The sequence below is a fragment of the Sphingopyxis panaciterrae genome (assembly GCF_011762125.1).
GTDB classification, from domain to species: Bacteria; Pseudomonadota; Alphaproteobacteria; order Sphingomonadales; family Sphingomonadaceae; genus Sphingopyxis; species Sphingopyxis panaciterrae.
This window is the reverse complement of the sequence record NZ_JAASQN010000001.1, coordinates 1023365-1038342: the sequence shown is the minus strand read 5'-3', so window position 1 is coordinate 1038342 and position 14978 is coordinate 1023365. Positions and strand designations below refer to the sequence as shown.

The 14978-nt window shown below is 64.3% G+C and carries 23 protein-coding genes; 14 read left to right on the top strand and 9 right to left on the bottom strand.

The features are described 5' to 3' along the window. Positions 1-40: 40 nt before the first annotated feature. The 4 genes from FHR22_RS22265 to FHR22_RS04770 form a co-directional block, all read right to left on the bottom strand. Positions 41-226, bottom strand: coding sequence for a hypothetical protein (locus tag FHR22_RS22265; RefSeq protein ID WP_243853475.1), 186 nt, complete (start codon positions 224-226; stop codon positions 41-43). A gap of 3 nt (positions 227-229) precedes the next feature. Further along, the gene (locus tag FHR22_RS04780; RefSeq protein ID WP_243853473.1) at positions 230-598 is read right to left on the bottom strand and encodes a hemerythrin domain-containing protein; all 369 of its coding nucleotides are present in this window, start codon (positions 596-598) and stop codon (positions 230-232) included. A gap of 285 nt (positions 599-883) precedes the next feature. Beyond that, positions 884-1603 carry a guanitoxin biosynthesis heme-dependent pre-guanitoxin N-hydroxylase GntA gene (gene gntA / locus FHR22_RS04775; RefSeq protein WP_166939477.1) on the bottom strand — a complete coding sequence of 240 codons (720 nt, stop codon included), beginning with the start codon at positions 1601-1603 and terminating at the stop codon, positions 884-886. Between the two features lie 96 nt (positions 1604-1699). Beyond that, on the bottom strand, positions 1700-2659 hold the full coding sequence (locus FHR22_RS04770) for a cation diffusion facilitator family transporter (RefSeq protein WP_208417481.1): 960 nt from the start codon (positions 2657-2659) through the stop codon (positions 1700-1702). A 159-nt stretch (positions 2660-2818) separates the two neighbouring features. Between FHR22_RS04770 and FHR22_RS04765 the strand changes: the two genes are divergently transcribed. The 4 genes from FHR22_RS04765 (at position 2819) to FHR22_RS04750 (ending at position 4692) form a co-directional block, all read left to right on the top strand. After that, positions 2819-3109, top strand: coding sequence for a hypothetical protein (locus FHR22_RS04765; protein WP_166937679.1), 291 nt, complete (start codon positions 2819-2821; stop codon positions 3107-3109). Between the two features lie 35 nt (positions 3110-3144). Next, positions 3145-3462 carry a hypothetical protein gene (locus FHR22_RS04760; protein WP_166939475.1) on the top strand — a complete coding sequence of 106 codons (318 nt, stop codon included), beginning with the start codon at positions 3145-3147 and terminating at the stop codon, positions 3460-3462. Positions 3463-3851: 389 nt separating this feature from the next. Then, entirely contained in the window at positions 3852-4373 is a 522-nt protein-coding gene (locus tag FHR22_RS04755; RefSeq protein ID WP_166939473.1) for a lipocalin family protein, read from the top strand. A 166-nt stretch (positions 4374-4539) separates the two neighbouring features. After that, positions 4540-4692 carry a hypothetical protein gene (locus tag FHR22_RS04750; RefSeq protein ID WP_166939471.1) on the top strand — a complete coding sequence of 51 codons (153 nt, stop codon included), beginning with the start codon at positions 4540-4542 and terminating at the stop codon, positions 4690-4692. A gap of 442 nt (positions 4693-5134) precedes the next feature. Here FHR22_RS04750 and FHR22_RS04745 read toward each other — a convergent pair whose 3' ends face one another. After that, positions 5135-6472, bottom strand: a complete 1338-nt coding sequence (locus tag FHR22_RS04745) for a glycine zipper 2TM domain-containing protein (protein ID WP_166939469.1) — start codon at positions 6470-6472, stop codon at positions 5135-5137. Positions 6473-6823: 351 nt separating this feature from the next. Between FHR22_RS04745 and FHR22_RS04740 the strand changes: the two genes are divergently transcribed. Then, complete coding sequence (locus FHR22_RS04740) at positions 6824-7030, top strand: cold-shock protein (RefSeq protein ID WP_166939467.1); 207 nt, start codon at positions 6824-6826, stop codon at positions 7028-7030. Between the two features lie 102 nt (positions 7031-7132). Further along, positions 7133-7273: a hypothetical protein gene (locus tag FHR22_RS04735; RefSeq protein WP_166939465.1), complete on the top strand. Its 141-nt coding sequence runs from the start codon at positions 7133-7135 to the stop codon at positions 7271-7273. A 319-nt stretch (positions 7274-7592) separates the two neighbouring features. On the opposite strand, the gene FHR22_RS04730 is transcribed toward FHR22_RS04735, so the two are convergent. Further along, positions 7593-7952: a hypothetical protein gene (locus tag FHR22_RS04730; protein ID WP_166939463.1), complete on the bottom strand. Its 360-nt coding sequence runs from the start codon at positions 7950-7952 to the stop codon at positions 7593-7595. 322 nt (positions 7953-8274) lie between these two features. Between FHR22_RS04730 and FHR22_RS04725 the strand changes: the two genes are divergently transcribed. From FHR22_RS04725 to FHR22_RS04690, 8 genes are all read left to right on the top strand, one after another. After that, entirely contained in the window at positions 8275-8730 is a 456-nt protein-coding gene (locus FHR22_RS04725) for a PA2169 family four-helix-bundle protein (RefSeq protein WP_166939461.1), read from the top strand. A 127-nt stretch (positions 8731-8857) separates the two neighbouring features. After that, on the top strand, positions 8858-9121 hold the full coding sequence (locus tag FHR22_RS04720; protein ID WP_166939459.1) for a DksA/TraR family C4-type zinc finger protein: 264 nt from the start codon (positions 8858-8860) through the stop codon (positions 9119-9121). Positions 9122-9381: 260 nt separating this feature from the next. Next, positions 9382-9552, top strand: a complete 171-nt coding sequence (locus tag FHR22_RS04715; RefSeq protein ID WP_084758191.1) for a DUF1328 family protein — start codon at positions 9382-9384, stop codon at positions 9550-9552. A gap of 137 nt (positions 9553-9689) precedes the next feature. Next, complete coding sequence (locus tag FHR22_RS04710; RefSeq protein ID WP_166939457.1) at positions 9690-9869, top strand: hypothetical protein; 180 nt, start codon at positions 9690-9692, stop codon at positions 9867-9869. A gap of 362 nt (positions 9870-10231) precedes the next feature. Next, positions 10232-10636, top strand: coding sequence for a PRC-barrel domain-containing protein (locus tag FHR22_RS04705; protein ID WP_166939455.1), 405 nt, complete (start codon positions 10232-10234; stop codon positions 10634-10636). Between the two features lie 6 nt (positions 10637-10642). Beyond that, complete coding sequence (locus FHR22_RS04700) at positions 10643-10972, top strand: hypothetical protein (protein WP_166939453.1); 330 nt, start codon at positions 10643-10645, stop codon at positions 10970-10972. Further along, positions 10972-11469 carry a GFA family protein gene (locus FHR22_RS04695; RefSeq protein WP_166939451.1) on the top strand — a complete coding sequence of 166 codons (498 nt, stop codon included), beginning with the start codon at positions 10972-10974 and terminating at the stop codon, positions 11467-11469. The genes FHR22_RS04700 and FHR22_RS04695 overlap by 1 nt, the downstream gene beginning before the upstream one ends. Before the next feature lie 316 nt (positions 11470-11785). Continuing rightward, positions 11786-12265 (top strand): hypothetical protein, encoded by a 480-nt coding sequence (locus FHR22_RS04690; RefSeq protein ID WP_166939449.1) that lies wholly within the window; start codon positions 11786-11788, stop codon positions 12263-12265. Between the two features lie 24 nt (positions 12266-12289). On the opposite strand, the gene FHR22_RS04685 is transcribed toward FHR22_RS04690, so the two are convergent. Genes FHR22_RS04685 through FHR22_RS04675 form a run of 3 tightly spaced genes read right to left on the bottom strand, consistent with a single transcriptional unit; the run spans position 12290 to position 14965 of the window. After that, positions 12290-13177: an ATP-grasp fold amidoligase family protein gene (locus FHR22_RS04685; protein WP_243853471.1), complete on the bottom strand. Its 888-nt coding sequence runs from the start codon at positions 13175-13177 to the stop codon at positions 12290-12292. Between the two features lie 28 nt (positions 13178-13205). Continuing rightward, complete coding sequence (locus tag FHR22_RS04680; RefSeq protein WP_166939447.1) at positions 13206-14030, bottom strand: transglutaminase-like domain-containing protein; 825 nt, start codon at positions 14028-14030, stop codon at positions 13206-13208. Beyond that, positions 14024-14965, bottom strand: a complete 942-nt coding sequence (locus tag FHR22_RS04675) for a transglutaminase family protein (protein ID WP_166939445.1) — start codon at positions 14963-14965, stop codon at positions 14024-14026. Before FHR22_RS04675 ends, FHR22_RS04680 begins: the two co-directional genes overlap by 7 nt. Between the last annotated feature and the right edge of the window lie 13 nt (positions 14966-14978).

The window sequence follows — 14978 nt, the reverse complement described above, 5'->3', positions numbered from 1 at the left end:
TCGCTGAAGAGGCGGTCCAACGGGTCGGGCATTGGGCCGGTTACTTACCGGCCGCGGCCATCAGTTCGGCCTTTCGCGCAGCGAGCTGAACGCCCAGCGCCTTCAGGTCGAGATCGCTGTCGCGCGCCTCGGGGAACATTTCCTCTTCTTCTTCCTCGACATGATGATCGATATATTCGCCGAGCACGATGACCTTGGCGTCGAACAGACGGTCGCCGGCCTTCATCGCCTAGATTTCCGCGATCAACTGCTTCGCGCTGCCATGCTCGACCTCGGCTTCGTCGAAGAGGGCATCGTCGTCGACCGCCGCTCGCGCGGCGGGATAGAAGATTTCCTCCTCGATCTGCGCGTGAACGGTGAGCGCGAGGCAAATTTTGTCGGCGAGCGCCTGCTTGTCGCCCTTCGCCTCGAGTTTTTCATATTCCTTGAACCAGGTCTTCACTTCCTTGTGATCGGCCTTGAGCAGCTTGATCGCGTCGGCAGGGCGCTGCGCGGAAGGGCCGGGCTTGCCGTTGCCCTTCGCTTTCGATGCGCGCTCGGATTGTTTTCCGGCGCCGCTCGAAGCGGCTTTCCGGGAGGCGGATTTGGTTGCAGCCATGATGATTATCCTGTGACGAGGAGCGGAATGTCCCCGTTCAACGAACGAACGCCGGGCGCGGGCAATCGTCCCGCGCCGCGGGCGATTATTAACCTCGCTCAATCTCTTTTGCCGCCGTGCGGACAATCGCCATGGTCCGGATTGCGCTGCGCACGCGCAGGGCGAGGTCATTACCCGAACCTCGGACAGGGCCTCGGCGCAACGCCCATCGGTGGCCGCGATGGCCAATCGCAGACAGTCGGTCGTCGCGGACGACAGGCAGCGCTGCGGACCGCGCCCATTCGATCAGTAGCCTCGGCCGACCAGGAAATTTCGTGGTGCAGGTGCGCCGCTCCGCCCCGCGAAGGGACAGACCCAGTCGCTGCCGACCGCCCGTCCCGAATATTGGCGCGCCTCCGACATGGTGCCATGGCGCGCGAGCATCGGATTGACGTCGCCGGCTAGCGCGACATCGCGCGCCAGAATCGTGCTGCCCATCTTGTCATAGACCCCGCTCGCGCGAAGCTGTTCGAACTGGTCGTGCAGGTTGAAGACCAGCGCCGGCCGCTCGAAGCGCCGCGCCGGACGGCTCGCGCGCGAGTGAAGACCGACGACGAAAAAGGCCTCGCCGCCAAAGCTCAGCGAGAAATGCGGGTCGCCGGGATCGGCGCTGACCCGCGGGTCGGCGATCTGGCCGTGGAAGTCGTCCTTCCGGGTCAGCGATTCGAGACGCTCCCACAGGCAGCGTTCGAACCCTTCCTCATCGAGCCCGCTATCCTCCTCGAACACGACCGCGAGCGAATGAAAGAGGCTGGGTTCGCGCGCGTAGGTCCAGGCCAGATCGAGCAGGTTGGGATAGATGCGCAGGTCGTCCCACGCCGACCGCATGTCGCGGCCGACGACGATCCGTATCTGCCCCTTGGCGAGGGCGGATTTGGCACCAACACAAGGAAAAGCCGGATCGCGCACGAAGGCGTCGAAGCGGCGGGCCAGCGGGTGGTCGCGATCGTCGGTGGGTTGCAGCATGACCGGTAAACCGCTGAGAGGGTGGCCAGTTGCGCCCGACTAACTTCGGTTATAGCGATTTGCAGCAATTCGCGTGCCCGCCGATACGGGAAAATCTCAGTCGCGTCGCGGCGGCGGATACACCACGGCATCGCTCCGTTTCTCGGGACGGATGTAGATCGAGCTGATCCGCGGTTCGGCCATCTTGAGTTCGGTCTCCATCTCCTCGATCAAGCTTTCCGCACGGCCCATCGAGAGAGCGTCGTCGAAGTCGGCGCTGACCGCGACGAAGACGGTGTCGGGCGACGTGTGGATCGTTCGCACATGGTTCACCGCCGTAATCTCGGGGCGGCGATCGACGAGGCGCCAGATCGCGGCGACCAGATCGGGATCGGCGCTCTCGCCGATCAGCAGCCCTTTGACCTCGCGCGCGAGAAGGGCCGCCACGGCCGCCAGCACGCCGCCGATCGCAACCGACGCGATGCCGTCGATCCGTGCATCGCCGGTCCAGTGGCTCGCCCAGACACCCAGAGCGGCGATCGCAAGCCCGAGCAGCGCGGCGCTGTCTTCGAACAGCACGATGAAGCCTGCCGGGTCCTTCGAGCGTCTGACCGCTTCCCACCACCCCCGATCGCCCCGCGCGGTGTTGAATTCGCGAACCGCGATGCTCCACGACATGCCTTCGAGGAGGAAGGCGATGCCGAGCACCACATAGTTGATCGTCGGATCGCGCAGCGGCTCGGGGTCGAGGATATGGCTCCAGCCTTCATAGATCGACACCCCCGCGCCGATCGCGAAAATCAGGATCGCGACGACAAAGGCCCAGAAATAGAGTTCGCGCCCATAGCCGAAGGGGTGGAAGGCGTCGGCGGGCCGTTTTGCGCGTGACTGGCCATAGAGGAGCAGCAGCTGGTTCCCGCTGTCGACGAGCGAGTGGCCCCCCTCGGTCAGCATCGAGGACGAGCCGCTGATGGCGGCGGCGATGAACTTGGCGATGGCGATGCCGAGATTGGCGATCAGCGCGCCATAGAGCACGATATTCGCTTTCATGTGACGATAGGCGGACGCGCTCTGCATGACTTCTCCGGGGCATCGTCTGGGAAGAAGCCATGGCCCGGCGGTCGGTTCCGCGAGCACGCCGGGCCTTCTGCCGCCCATTCCACAAACGGACTGATCCAGATCAACCCGGCAACCTTGGCCGCAGCGCGCCGTTTCTTCCTCGAAGAGGAGAAGATCATGACCGCAGCAACCCATCAACCCGGAAAATCCTCGGGCATCGGCAAGATCATGAGTGTCGCCGTAATCGGCGCGCTCTATTGGTTCACCCGCAAGAAAGCACCGAAATTTCCGAAGAGCGATACGCATTCGGCGGCTTTCGCCGACAGCGAAACCGATCCTGAAAATTTCGACCAGACGCGTTCGGCCGGACCCGGCGGCATGCGCAGCGATGCGCGGCGCGCCTGGGACGGCGTCGATCAGGCGGCCGACCAATCCTTCCCCGCCAGCGATCCGCCCTCGACATATTGAGCGGCGGAACCTCCACACCCGAAAAGGAGATCGTCATGACCGATAAAGCTTCCACGCCGGGCTCGCTCCCGGCCGAGAATGCCGAGGACCGCGACAATGTCGGAACGGTTCGTCCCGGCGATTACCCGAAAGAGGAACGCGACGACGGCGATATTACCGGCGCCTCGAACCGTGGGCACCGCGCCAACAAGGCTGGCAGTGGCCCGGTCACGGGCAGCGGTGCCGGCGCGGGCGGCGGTGGAAATCCGGAGGACTATGATTCGGATACACAGGCCGGCGGAGGCCATAAGCCGGTCCGCACCGACAATGGGCCGAGGACCGGAGCGGATGCTCCGCTTGGCGGGAGCCGCTGATTTCCCTGCATCGTGAGGGGCGCGGGCGCAAGGCCGCCCTCGCCCTTCCCTCTTCCGTCACTGCGCCTTCCACCGCCTGCCGTGCCGATCAGCGCCATGATCGCTTCCTGCGCCGCCCTGCGCGCAGGCCCCGACCGCTTCGGCGGCGCGATCGCGCGCCGCGCCGATACGCTCACGGCGTCCATCGACCTCACTTGGCCGGCCCGGCCGCTGCGGCGCCGCCTATGCTTCACGGCAGTATCGGCAGGTCGCTGGCACGCGGCCGGCGGTATCGTCGAGGCGGGAGGGTGTTGCCCTCCTGGCCGTTCTTCCGGGTGCCGCGCCGGCGGAACGATGTGGAAGGAACCGGACGCCGCTCGCGAAGTTTCCTCTTCCGAATGGGAAAAATCATGCATCACAATGAAAATACGCCCGTTATCGCGGTGCCGAACATCGACCTTGCGCGATATGTGGGTCGCTGGTTCGAGATATGCCGCCTGCCTCTGAAATGGGAGGACGCGGCTGCCAGCGATATCACCGCCACCTACAGCCAGACCGCGGATGGTCGCATTCGGGTCGAGAACCGCTGCCTGGACAAGGACTGGAAGCCCGATCGGTCGATCGGGCTCGCGGTTCCCCAGGACGCCAGCAACGCGAAGCTCAAGGTCAGTTTTCTTCCCGAATATCTGCAATGGATTCCGTTCACGCAGGGCGATTACTGGGTTCTCGCGATCGACCCCGATTATACCGTCGCGCTCGTCGGAACACCCGACCGCGAGCATCTCTGGCTGATCGCGCGTACAGCCGCGTTGCCGAGCGAGGTCGTCGAGAATTATCTCGCCGTGGCGAAGACGCAGGGCTTCGACCTTGCCCGGCTGATCACCCCGCGCCAGTCCGGACATATGGTCCCCGATACCGCTTTCGAAGCATGACGGCCAAGGAGCGGACGGGGCTATCCAACGCGCGCGTATCCGGCGCGCGCCAGCCCCCGTCCAATCGTGATGATGCAGGTTAACTTCCGCGGAAACGCCGGAACACGGCCATGGAGCGCCGCGTCTCTTTCATGCCCATTCCGGGCAACGATAGAGGAATTTCAAAATGGCGCAGGACAACAAAAGCTCATCGAGCGGCGGCAAGCAGCAGGGTGGTTCGTCCGACAAGGGCGGCCAGCAGCAGCAGAAGGACAGCAGCAGCGGCCAGCAGGGCGCGGGCAAGCAGAGCGACAAGAAGGATGACGGCAAGAAAAGCTGACATCTGATCAAGCTAAAAAAGCGGGCCGCGACATGCTTCGCGGCCCGCTTTTTCAAAGCCTCTCCACATGCGCGAGGACCACCAGCCATGACTGCCTGCACACACTCGGCCCTCCCCGACGGCGGGGTCATCGACCGGAGTTCACCGGCCGCAATGCGGACATGAGTAAGCCTGCTCGGCGTTCACGAAGCCGATATCATGATTGCGGTCGCGGTCGTCGGCCCCTTTCACAAGGCCGTCCGGCGCTATTTGCTCCAGCCCGCGACTCCCCTTCACCCATAGGGTGAAAACTGGAACTGATCGCGGGCGCGCGGCAAATCTCCGGCAAGCAGGTTTTTCCCCTCACACGCAAAAACCCCGCGAGCACGGCGGACACCATGATCGCGGGGAAGGAATTCATGACTCTCGCCGAGCGGCTATTGCGCCGGCACGCCTGAGCCGATCAGTTGGGGCTGATACGCAGGCGAAGGTTCACGCGGTTGACGCGGGCCTGGAGATCGGCCATTTCGCGATCCGACACATTGCCCATCGGGTCGTGGCGCATCTTTCCTTCGTCGCGGCGGATCGCCGTCAGCTCGCGCTGGACGCTTGCGGCGGTGCGACTGTCTATTCTGCGATCCGACCGCGCGGTGCGAACATATTGATCGAGGTCCGAAAGCTGTGAGTGGATCGAACGGCCTTCGCCGTATCCACCGGAATAAGCTGTCCTGCGGGCGGTAGAAATCCAGCGGCCGCGATTGTCATAATAGCCGCTCGTCGCACCGGCATTCCAGCGGCCATTGGCATCATAATATCCGGGCTGCGGATCGGCGACCCACATGCCGCTGGCATCGCGGCGGCCGCTTGCGACCCCCGCCATCCATCGCCCTTTCGCGTCATAATGGCCGACGGTCGACCCGGCGACCCAGCGTCCGCGTCGGTCGTAGTAGCCGCTCGCTGCGCCGCCGACCCACTGGTCCTTGTCGTCATAATAGCCGGTCGAGGAAGCGGGTACCCACCGGTCCCGGCTATCGTAGCTGCCGTTCGCATTGCTGTCTCCGCTGTGCGGAACCCAGTTGCGATATTCGTCATAATGACCGTTCGGGCTTCCGTTCACCCAAAGATTATTGCGGTCGTAATATCCCGTTGCGCTGCCGCGTGACGAGGCATTTGCGTGCCAGGCTCCCTGCGCGTCATAATAACCATAGGCGTCGGCGCGGCGATTGCCGGGCGTGTTACCAGCGTCTGCAACCCAGCGCCCGCGATTATCGTATCGACCGGTCGTCATGCCTGCGACCCATTTGTCGTTGCGATCGTAATAACCGTTCGCCGACGCCGGAATCCATTCTCCGCCAGACTGATAGTCGCCCTCGCCGCGACTGGAGCCGGTATAAGCGATCCAGCGACCGTCATCGCCATAGCGGCCATTGGGCGGTCCTTCGAACCACGTCCCTTCGCGATCATAATAGCCGCGAGCCTCGGACGAGCTGATACCCGATGCGTGCCAACGGCCTTCCTGATCATAATAGCCATAAGCGTCGCGGCAATCGCGACCCGGCTTGGCAACCTGATTGGCGAGGATCGCGCCGCCGACCGCACCGATCACGGTGCCGAGCCGCTTGTCGCCTTTCCCCGCGACGACATTGCCAAGGACGCCGCCAGCGCCAGCGCCGGCAACCGTTGCAACAACGCGCGTCGAGCGCTGCTGCTCGCAGCTCGCCTGCGACTGGGTGCGCGCCGAAACCGCGGACGGCACGAGGGCGATTGCGGCGATACTCGCCGCGAACATGAATTTGCGCATTATGGAAGACTCCTGGACCGGCGGTAGCCGCTCTCAAGACCCTAACACCGGATCGGAATAATTGTTCCGGTACGATTAAGGATTTGAAGAAATATGACGTTATATGTCAAATATAAATATCTTCTCTCAATTTTTATAATGGAAATTATTTCGATAATTATACGCCATCATCAGCGAGAGATCGCGAGATAATTTATTGACATTTTGAAAGATCGAACTATATATTTTTTTGCTAACGTCGCCTGCGACGGAATTTTGATACCCCTTCGGGGCGATTTTTCCCTTCTCACGCTTCCAGCTCTGTCCCGCACTTTCGCGGACAGGTTCCTGTTTTCGTGAAAGGAAACATCCATGCCGATCGGCAACGTAAAATTCTTCAACAGCGACAAGGGCTATGGCTTCATTTCGAATGAAGACGGCTCGGGCGACAGTTTCGTCCACGCGACCGCCCTCGAACAGGCCGGAATGGCGACACTCGAAAAAAATCAGCGTCTTTCCTACCATCTGGAAAAAGGCCGCGACGGCAAGATTTCTGCGGTCAATCTCGAAACCGCCTGAGCCGGGCCGTGCCGGCGAACAGCTTCGCGGCTGTGCGTCGGCACCTCCACGCTTCGTGGCGCACCTCCGCCCGCGACGCATTTCCCGAACATCGGAACCGACATGTTTCAGAACAACGATATCTTCCCGATCCTCGGCGGTCTCTCGCTCGCCGGCAGGCCGATCCGCTTCACCGGCATGCCGGGCCTCACGAGACGCCGCCGCCAAAAAATATGGTCTTTCATCGCCAAGCTGCTCGGCTGACCAAGGGAAACGCCATGCCCGCTACCAGTGACCTTTATCTCGACCATGCCCACCGATGCGAAGCCGATGCGGCGCGCGCCGACCTAGCGCACGTACGCGCCCGTGACCTGCGTTCCGCTGCCGCCTGGCACGCCATGGCCGCTCGCCGGCTCAAGTTCGAGCAAGCGAGCGCGGACAGGGGTCGGCTCGCCAATGACGTTCGTGCGCAATGCCTGGCCTAGGCTGGTTCCCAAAGCCTCTCGTGCCTTGTCTGTTCGCCTTATGGTTTTTTTCTGTCGCAGGCTGCTCCGATAGCCCGATACCCGCCCAAGGCGCCGCGTCACCAGGGCCCGAGCAACGGAGCCCCGATTCCGGCGAAGGAGCCTATCAGGCGGCCGAAGACCAACTCTCCTTTCAAAAAGCCGAACGCGGCATTCTGCCGCCGGACGTCGTATTGCAGATCAAACCGCGCTGCCGCGCGCTGGTCATAGCGCATGGGGCGGCGCGATCGCGCGGTATTCCCGCGCCGGTGGAACCCGGCCCGGATATGGATGAAGGCAACGCCGAGCGGAGTGCGATAATATTCGTCGATCGGCCCGCGGCGCCATCGGCAGAAGATATCGCGCAGACCGAGATCGAGCGGCAACGAGCCCTGCGTCGTCTGTGCGAGAAGTTGGGATTTATCCGGCAGGTCGATCATCGTTAAGCCGGCTCGGCATCGGACCCGTCGACGCTGTTCATCCAGCCACAGAAGCGGAACCGCAATCCCGTCAGAATGATTGGCCGCGTCTCCTGACATCCTTGAGACGATAGGGCGTCAGGAGACGGGTTGCCAGCAGTACGCGGCGCCGCAGCTTAAGTTGCTGCAGTTCGGTTCGAGGCTCCGAGACATCGTCAGCCGCCCTATCGTCATGATGCAGGTTAGTTTCCGCCCGCCCTTCGCAACCCTCGCGCGCGATAGTGGTTGGGGATCGTACGGCCCTCGAAACTTCGATGGCGTCCCCTCCCAGAAGGATCTCACAATGTTCGATAACAAGAATGTCGCAACGCTCAATTCGCTGATCGCGACAACGCTCGACAGCGTCGATGGCTATCGCAAGGCCGCCGAAGAAGCCAATGCCGCGCAGTTCCGGGACCAGTTTCTGAGCCGCGCCAACGAGCGTCAGACCATCGTCGCGAATTTCCAGGCGAAGGTCCGCGAACTTGGCGGTAACCCCGAGGACGACGGTACCGTGCTCGCGTCGGCGCACCGCGCTTTCCTCGGACTGCGCGACAAGCTGACCGGCGAGCGCGACGATTCGGCGGTCATCGCCGAGGTCGAGCGCGGCGAGGATCACATCAAGGCGAAGTTCGAAAGCGCGCTGAAGGACGACGATCTCGACCCCGCAGTGCGCCAGCTGATTCAGACCGCCTTTACGTCGGTGCGCGACGGCCATGACCAGATGTCGGCGCTGAAGCATGGGCTCAACGCGAGCTAGTCTCCGCCGTCGAACATCGACATGAAGCGGCGGCCCGGCCAAAGTCGGAGCCGCCGTTTTCACGCCCGCCCGCGACACGGCCGGGAGCTTCCGCGGCGAGCGCGCGTTTCATCGACGGAGACAGGCCATGGCCAATGGTTGGGCGCGCGACGGCGCCGTGCAGGATCAGATCGACGATACGGTGTCCGACGCGGTAAAGAATGCGCGGGCGCGCCTTCCCGCTGGCAAGGGGACCGATTTTTGCGACGATTGCGGAGCGGAAATACCGGCAGCGCGCCGCGAGGCGTTACCCGGAACACGAACATGCGTAGCCTGCCAGACGTCACGCGATGCATCGGTCCGACCGGCGGGCATCAACCGCCGCGGCAGCAAGGACAGTCAACTGCGCTAATCGCCCGAGAGCCGAAACTCCCTGCGCCGCCGTCTCGCCGCGTAGTGGGCCGCGGGCAATCTTCGAACGCCGACGTACACGTGTCCCGTGCGACCTTCCGTTCGATTCCGCCGAAGGCTGCCTTGCTCGACGAGACGCCGGAACCTTGGCTCGCGGCTGGCGTTGGCCCCATATCCGGACAGGATGATTTCGCGGCGCCGCGAAGCTCGTGCACCCTGACGCGCGGGCAGCAGCTGCGTGCGTCTCGACAGGAGACTTACATGTTCAGATGGGCCATCATTTTCGCGGTCGTTGCACTGGTCGCGGCACTCCTCGGTTTCGGCGGCATTGCCGGGCTCTCGGCAGATTTCGCCAAGATCCTGCTGGTGGTTGCGGTCGTGCTCGTCATCGTCGGCTTTGTTTTCGGCCGCGGGGGACGCAAGCTCCCGTGAATATCCGGGGTCGCTTCGCCGCTCTCGGCCGCGGTCCCTGACGATGCCGGCGGTCTCATTCGAGCCCGTCGGCCAGCCTTTGATTCCGGGCATCCAGCAGCAGCGGCCTACCCTATCCGGAGCGGAATCACCGCAGAATGGACCTTATCAATCTGCTTTTGGCGCCGCTTCTCGGCCTGGCCGGATATTACGCCTTCGCGTCGGGATTGGCATATGTCCGCGCCCGCAAATGGATGAACGGCGTGTTTGCGATGACCGCCGCGACGCTGCTCGCAGGCTGCGGATCCTATTTGATTGCCAGAGCCATGATCTTATGACGGAGACAGTTCCGACCGCGATCACGCCGCCTATCTTGGCAAGCCGCTCAACACGCCGGCGATGTCCAGGTCGCTGGCCGGTGCGTCGTAGGCGACCTGCATGGTCGGCGCCGTTCGCTCTCGCGCCGCGCCTCGTGGCCGCCGCGCGGCGAATTTCGATCGGGATGAGCATGGATTGACCCGAGCGGCCACGGCCCTTCCCTCTTTTTGCCCCCCCCGGCGGTGCCGGGGCCGGCGCCGCAGCGGGACGTGGAGCATCGTGGTTCGTCCGCGCCCCATTGCATCGCAAGACCCGTCATTCGCTCGCAACCACGGATGGATCGCACGCGTTGAAGCCGAACCCTTTCCGAAAGGATGACCCGATGCGAACGATCATGCTTGCCGCCCTGTCCGCCACCTTGCTGGCCGCCTGCTCCGATGCGAACGAGGCCGCCGAGGACAGGCTGGAGAAATCCGCCGAAACGAGCGCGAGCGTCGCGGGGCCGGTCCCCGCAGCCTTCGGCCTGAGCGAGGCCGAGCTTCTCAACGCCGATATCGTCGGTGCGGACGGCAAGGAGGTTGGCGACGTCGCGCAGGTGCTTCGCGCCCCGGACGGCAAGGTGGATCGGCTTCTGGTCGAAGTGGAAGGAAGCAATCCCGACCGCTATGTCGAACTTCCGATTCTCGGCCTGCGCACCGTGGTGAACGGCGACGACACCGATCTTGCTACCTCGTTGACGCGAGCCGACCTCATGGCGATGCCCGAAGTTCCCCTTCCGAAGCCATAGGCCGATATGGCCGATCATCCCGTCACGCCCGATGGCCGCTACCTGGTGGTGCGCGAACGGCTCTGGCGCCGCGCGAACCCCGCGCTCGGTACCAGCGAAAGCGAACGGCTGGTGCAGAGCCTCATGACCGCGCGGCGCGCGGTCGCGGCGGCAAAAATGTCCGGCGATACGCTCGCGCTGCGCAAGGCGCGCGCCGGCGTCGATACGAGCAAGCGGGCGCTTGGCGAGCGCGGTCCGGTCTGGTGGACCGACGGCGCTCCCGACTATAACCGGCATATGGCGCGCAACACGCCTTATGCCGACTGGTTCGCGGCGCAGTCCAGGGAAGGTCGCTGATGCCGATTACGCTCGAAGGCTCCTGCCATTGCGGCGAAGTGACGTTCACGGTCGAAAGCAATACGCCGGTTCCTTATCAGCGCTGCTATTGTTCGATCTGCCGCAAGCAACAGGGCGGTGGCGGCTATTCCATCAATCTGGGTGCCAATGCGGCCTCGCTCAGGGTCGAAGGCGAGGCGAAACTCGGCACGTATCGCGCACGGATCGCCAATGCGGAGCATGAGCGCTGCGAGCTTTCCGGCGGAAGGCGGCGGTTCTGCAAGGACTGCGGCGCGGCGCTATGGCTCTACGACCCCGCTTGGCCCGATCTTGTGCATCCGTTCGCGAGCGCGATCGACACGCCCCTGCCGGCGCCTCGATCCTCGGTGCATCTGATGCTCAAATATAAGGCGGACTGGGTCGCGCCCGATATCGCGCCGGCGGACGAGAGCTACGCGCTCTACCCGCCATTATCGATCGCCGAGTGGCACCGGACGAACGGCGTCTGGATCGACTGATCCACCCGGCGCCGCGTGCCGATTTCCGGATGCCGCCACACGCGGGACGCGACCTCGCGCCTGTCCGTTGCAAGGTCGCCGCTTGCCCTTCCTCGCCCGGACCGCGCCGCGCGACGCGATCGCCATCGGGCAAGCAGCTTTTCTTGGCGCCATGCGTAATGTGCCACGAGGCATTTTACCGGAGGCAAGCTCATGGAGACGCCGTGGATGATCGCAGGCGGGCTGGCCGCGGCGGCGATCGCCGTAACCGTGGCGATCGCGAAGCTACGCGCGCATCGGCGCGCATCGAACCGGCTGATTTGGAGGCAGTGGCGACGTGCTTGATCTCAATTCCACCCCCGCATCGGGCGGTCGCGAGACCGACTTTCATCCGGCGCTTCGCGTTGCCGAGGCTCCGCCGGCCCGGGATCGGATCGGCGAAATCGCCGACTGGGTGCTGGCGAACGTTCCGTGGACGGTCCCGGTCCCCGACTGGCCATGCTTTCACGATCGCTGGCCGCTGCTGTCGCGGCGCGACCTTGCAGCGGTGGAAGCCGAACTGCAGCGGCGCGGCGCGGCGCTCGATGCCCCGGGCGCCGATCTGGACGCAATGGCCGCGCGGCTGACGGGCCGCACGACCTGTTGCGCCGCCGCAGCCGACTGGCTGACACTGAACCTGGCCGCCGCCATCACCGATCCCGAATTCGTCCGGCGATTCAGCCTGTTGTCGCGCGCCGAACTGATCCTCGCAGCGATCGAGCATCGGCGCCGCATCGTCGAGCGCTTGTCCGGAGGGGAGCCGCGCGCGACCCGGTAGGCGCGCGCTGGCCGGCCGGCGATATCAGGACGTCCCGAGGCCGGACCGATCCTGCATGGCACGCAGCCACAATCGCCCGAGCTCGAGATCGATCCAGTCGGCAGCGAACGGATCGAACCCCGATCCGGGGTACAGGCAAAATTCCCCGAACCGGGGCTTTCCGTCGACCTCGTAGAAGTCGACACGCAAAAACGCCGTATCGCGCGCCAGCGCTTCGGCTGCCTCGAGCATCGCGGCAAGCGATGCCGGTGCCGGTGGCCGGTCGGCACATGCCACCAGCTGTCGCCAGCCACGGTCGTGCAGGATCCAGCGGTGGCGGCCGCCGCGATCGAGATGGACCTGCACATGTGTCGCCGTCCCGCCGAACACATAGATCTTATAGTCCACGGGCAGCGGGAGCGCGCCGCCCAACAAGGGCTCGGCGATCAGTCCGCGCGGGACACCCCGATAGGCCCATTCGTCGAGCCATATCCCGTAAAGCCTTCGCTGCCAGCGCGCGGCCGTGCGCTGGAGGCGGCGCCATTCGCGCGCGCTCGGCACGTCGCACAGCACCGCATATTGATTGCAGCCGTGCCGTGCCTTCAAAATGGCGGGCACGTCGAACGGGAGCGATGCCGGCAGCGCTTGCCCGTGCCACAGCGTCGGGATGATCCACTCCGTCCCGAGGCGCGCGGACACCATGGCCTTCACGCCGAGCTTGTCGAGGAACTGCGACTGTCGCGGCGAGCGATCGGTGAGCTTTCGCCGCTGTACCAGCTCGGTGAAGCGGGTCGGCGCGTCGAGATCCGGATGGCGGCGGTGCCGCCATAGATAGCTTGCGACGACGCGCCACCGCGCAAGCGACGATCCGGTCTCGGCCGCCGTGCCGTCGGCATCGCCGACGAACGGTATCGCGCGATCCATCGCCGTCATGGCCGGGCCGCTCCCCGCTGCCGCACCGTCATGACGCGATATCGTCCGTATCGACCTCGTCGGTATGAACCTGGAAGGATATGACGCGCGCCGGGCCAAAGGCGGTGGTGAGCGCGGTATCGGTTGCGTCGCGCCCGCGCGCCATCAGGATGCGTCCGATGCGCGGGCGGTTATGCCGCGCGTCATATGTATACCAGTCGCCCCCGATATGGACATCGAACCAGGCCGAAAAATCCATGGGAGCATCGACCGGCGCGATGCCGATATCGCCCAGATAGCCGGTGCAATAGCGCGCGGGGATATTCATGCAGCGACACAGGGTCACCGCGAGGTGGGCAAAGTCGCGGCACACGCCCTGCCGCTCCTGATAGGCGTTCCACGCGGTCTTGTCCGGGCGCGCATGTTCGTAGCCGAAGACGATATGGTCGTGGACGAAGGCGACGATCGCATCGACCCGGTCGCGCGCCGAGGCGAGATGCGCGAACTCCGCCCAGGCCACCCCCATGAGCCGGTCGGTCTCGCAGTAGCGGCTTCCGAGCAGATAGATGAGGATGTCGTCGGGCAGATCCTCGACCGGGGTCGGTGCCGCATCGGGCGCGCGCGCGTCGACGAGCCCGCTGTCCTCGATCACGAAATCGGCGGCGAGCGTCACCCCGCCCGCGGGCACGGTCAGGCGCGTGCAGATGTTCCCGAAGCTGTCTTCATAATTGTAAATGGGAATGACGGGAGACGTCTCGATCTGCTGCGGGGTCTTGAGGTCCTTCTGGCGGGACGGATGGATGCTGAGCATCGCCATCATCGGCGTCGGGTTCGCGGTCTCGAAGCGGATCTCGTATCCGGCCCTGATCAACATTTGGCAGCATTCCTTGCAACGTGGGTCAGGCCCGATGCGGCGATATCGGTCTCGCCCGCGGCGGCATCGCCGAGCTCGACGTCGACGGCGACGTCCATGCCGATGTAACTTGCGGGATAGCCGCTCCAGCTGCCCGAGAGCGGCACGGCCTGGTACGGATCGCGCGCGACCGCGACGCGGACAAGCCCCCGGTTTCCGACAATGCCGTTGGTCGGGTCGAACTCGATCCAGCCCGATCCGGGCAGAAAGACGCGGACCCAGGCGTGGGTATTGCCGCCTCCGACGCGCCCTTCGCTGCGGCCGGGATTGTAGACGTAGCCCGAGACGAAACGCGCGGCGAGACCGAGCGCGCGGACCGCCTCGATCATCAGCACCGCGAAATCGCGGCAGGTTCCCTGCCGGCGAGACAGCGTCTCGATCGGGGACTGCGTGCCCTTTTCATGCCGCGGCACATAAGTGAAGCTGCGCTTGATCGTCGTCGCCATGTCGGTGAGCAGGCCCAGCGTATCGGTCGGACCATGATCGTTCAGAAACCCGTTCGCCCATTTGTCGACGATGCGGCCGACGTCGAGATATCCACGCTCGATCGAGCGAAGCAGGTCGGGCATGTCTTCCGAGGCATAGGTGAAGGGAAAGTGCCGGGCATAGTCCTCGATGTCGATCCGGTCGCTCGCGAGGGGCGCGTGATCGAGTGTCATTTCGCTCACCACGCGCAAGGCGTTCGCGCGCTTGTCGAACAGCGCGATCGCGACCGAATTGCCGAGCACGTCGTGCAACCATCGCAGCTCGCAAGGATGGGGTGAAATGCGAAGATCCGCTTTCACGAGACGCTGGTCGAAACTCTCGCGCGGGCGCATCATGATCCGGTGCTCGCCGAAGGCGACGGGCTGGCGATATCTATATTCGGTCGTATGGCGGATCGTGAGCCGGGGCATGGGAGACTTTCGT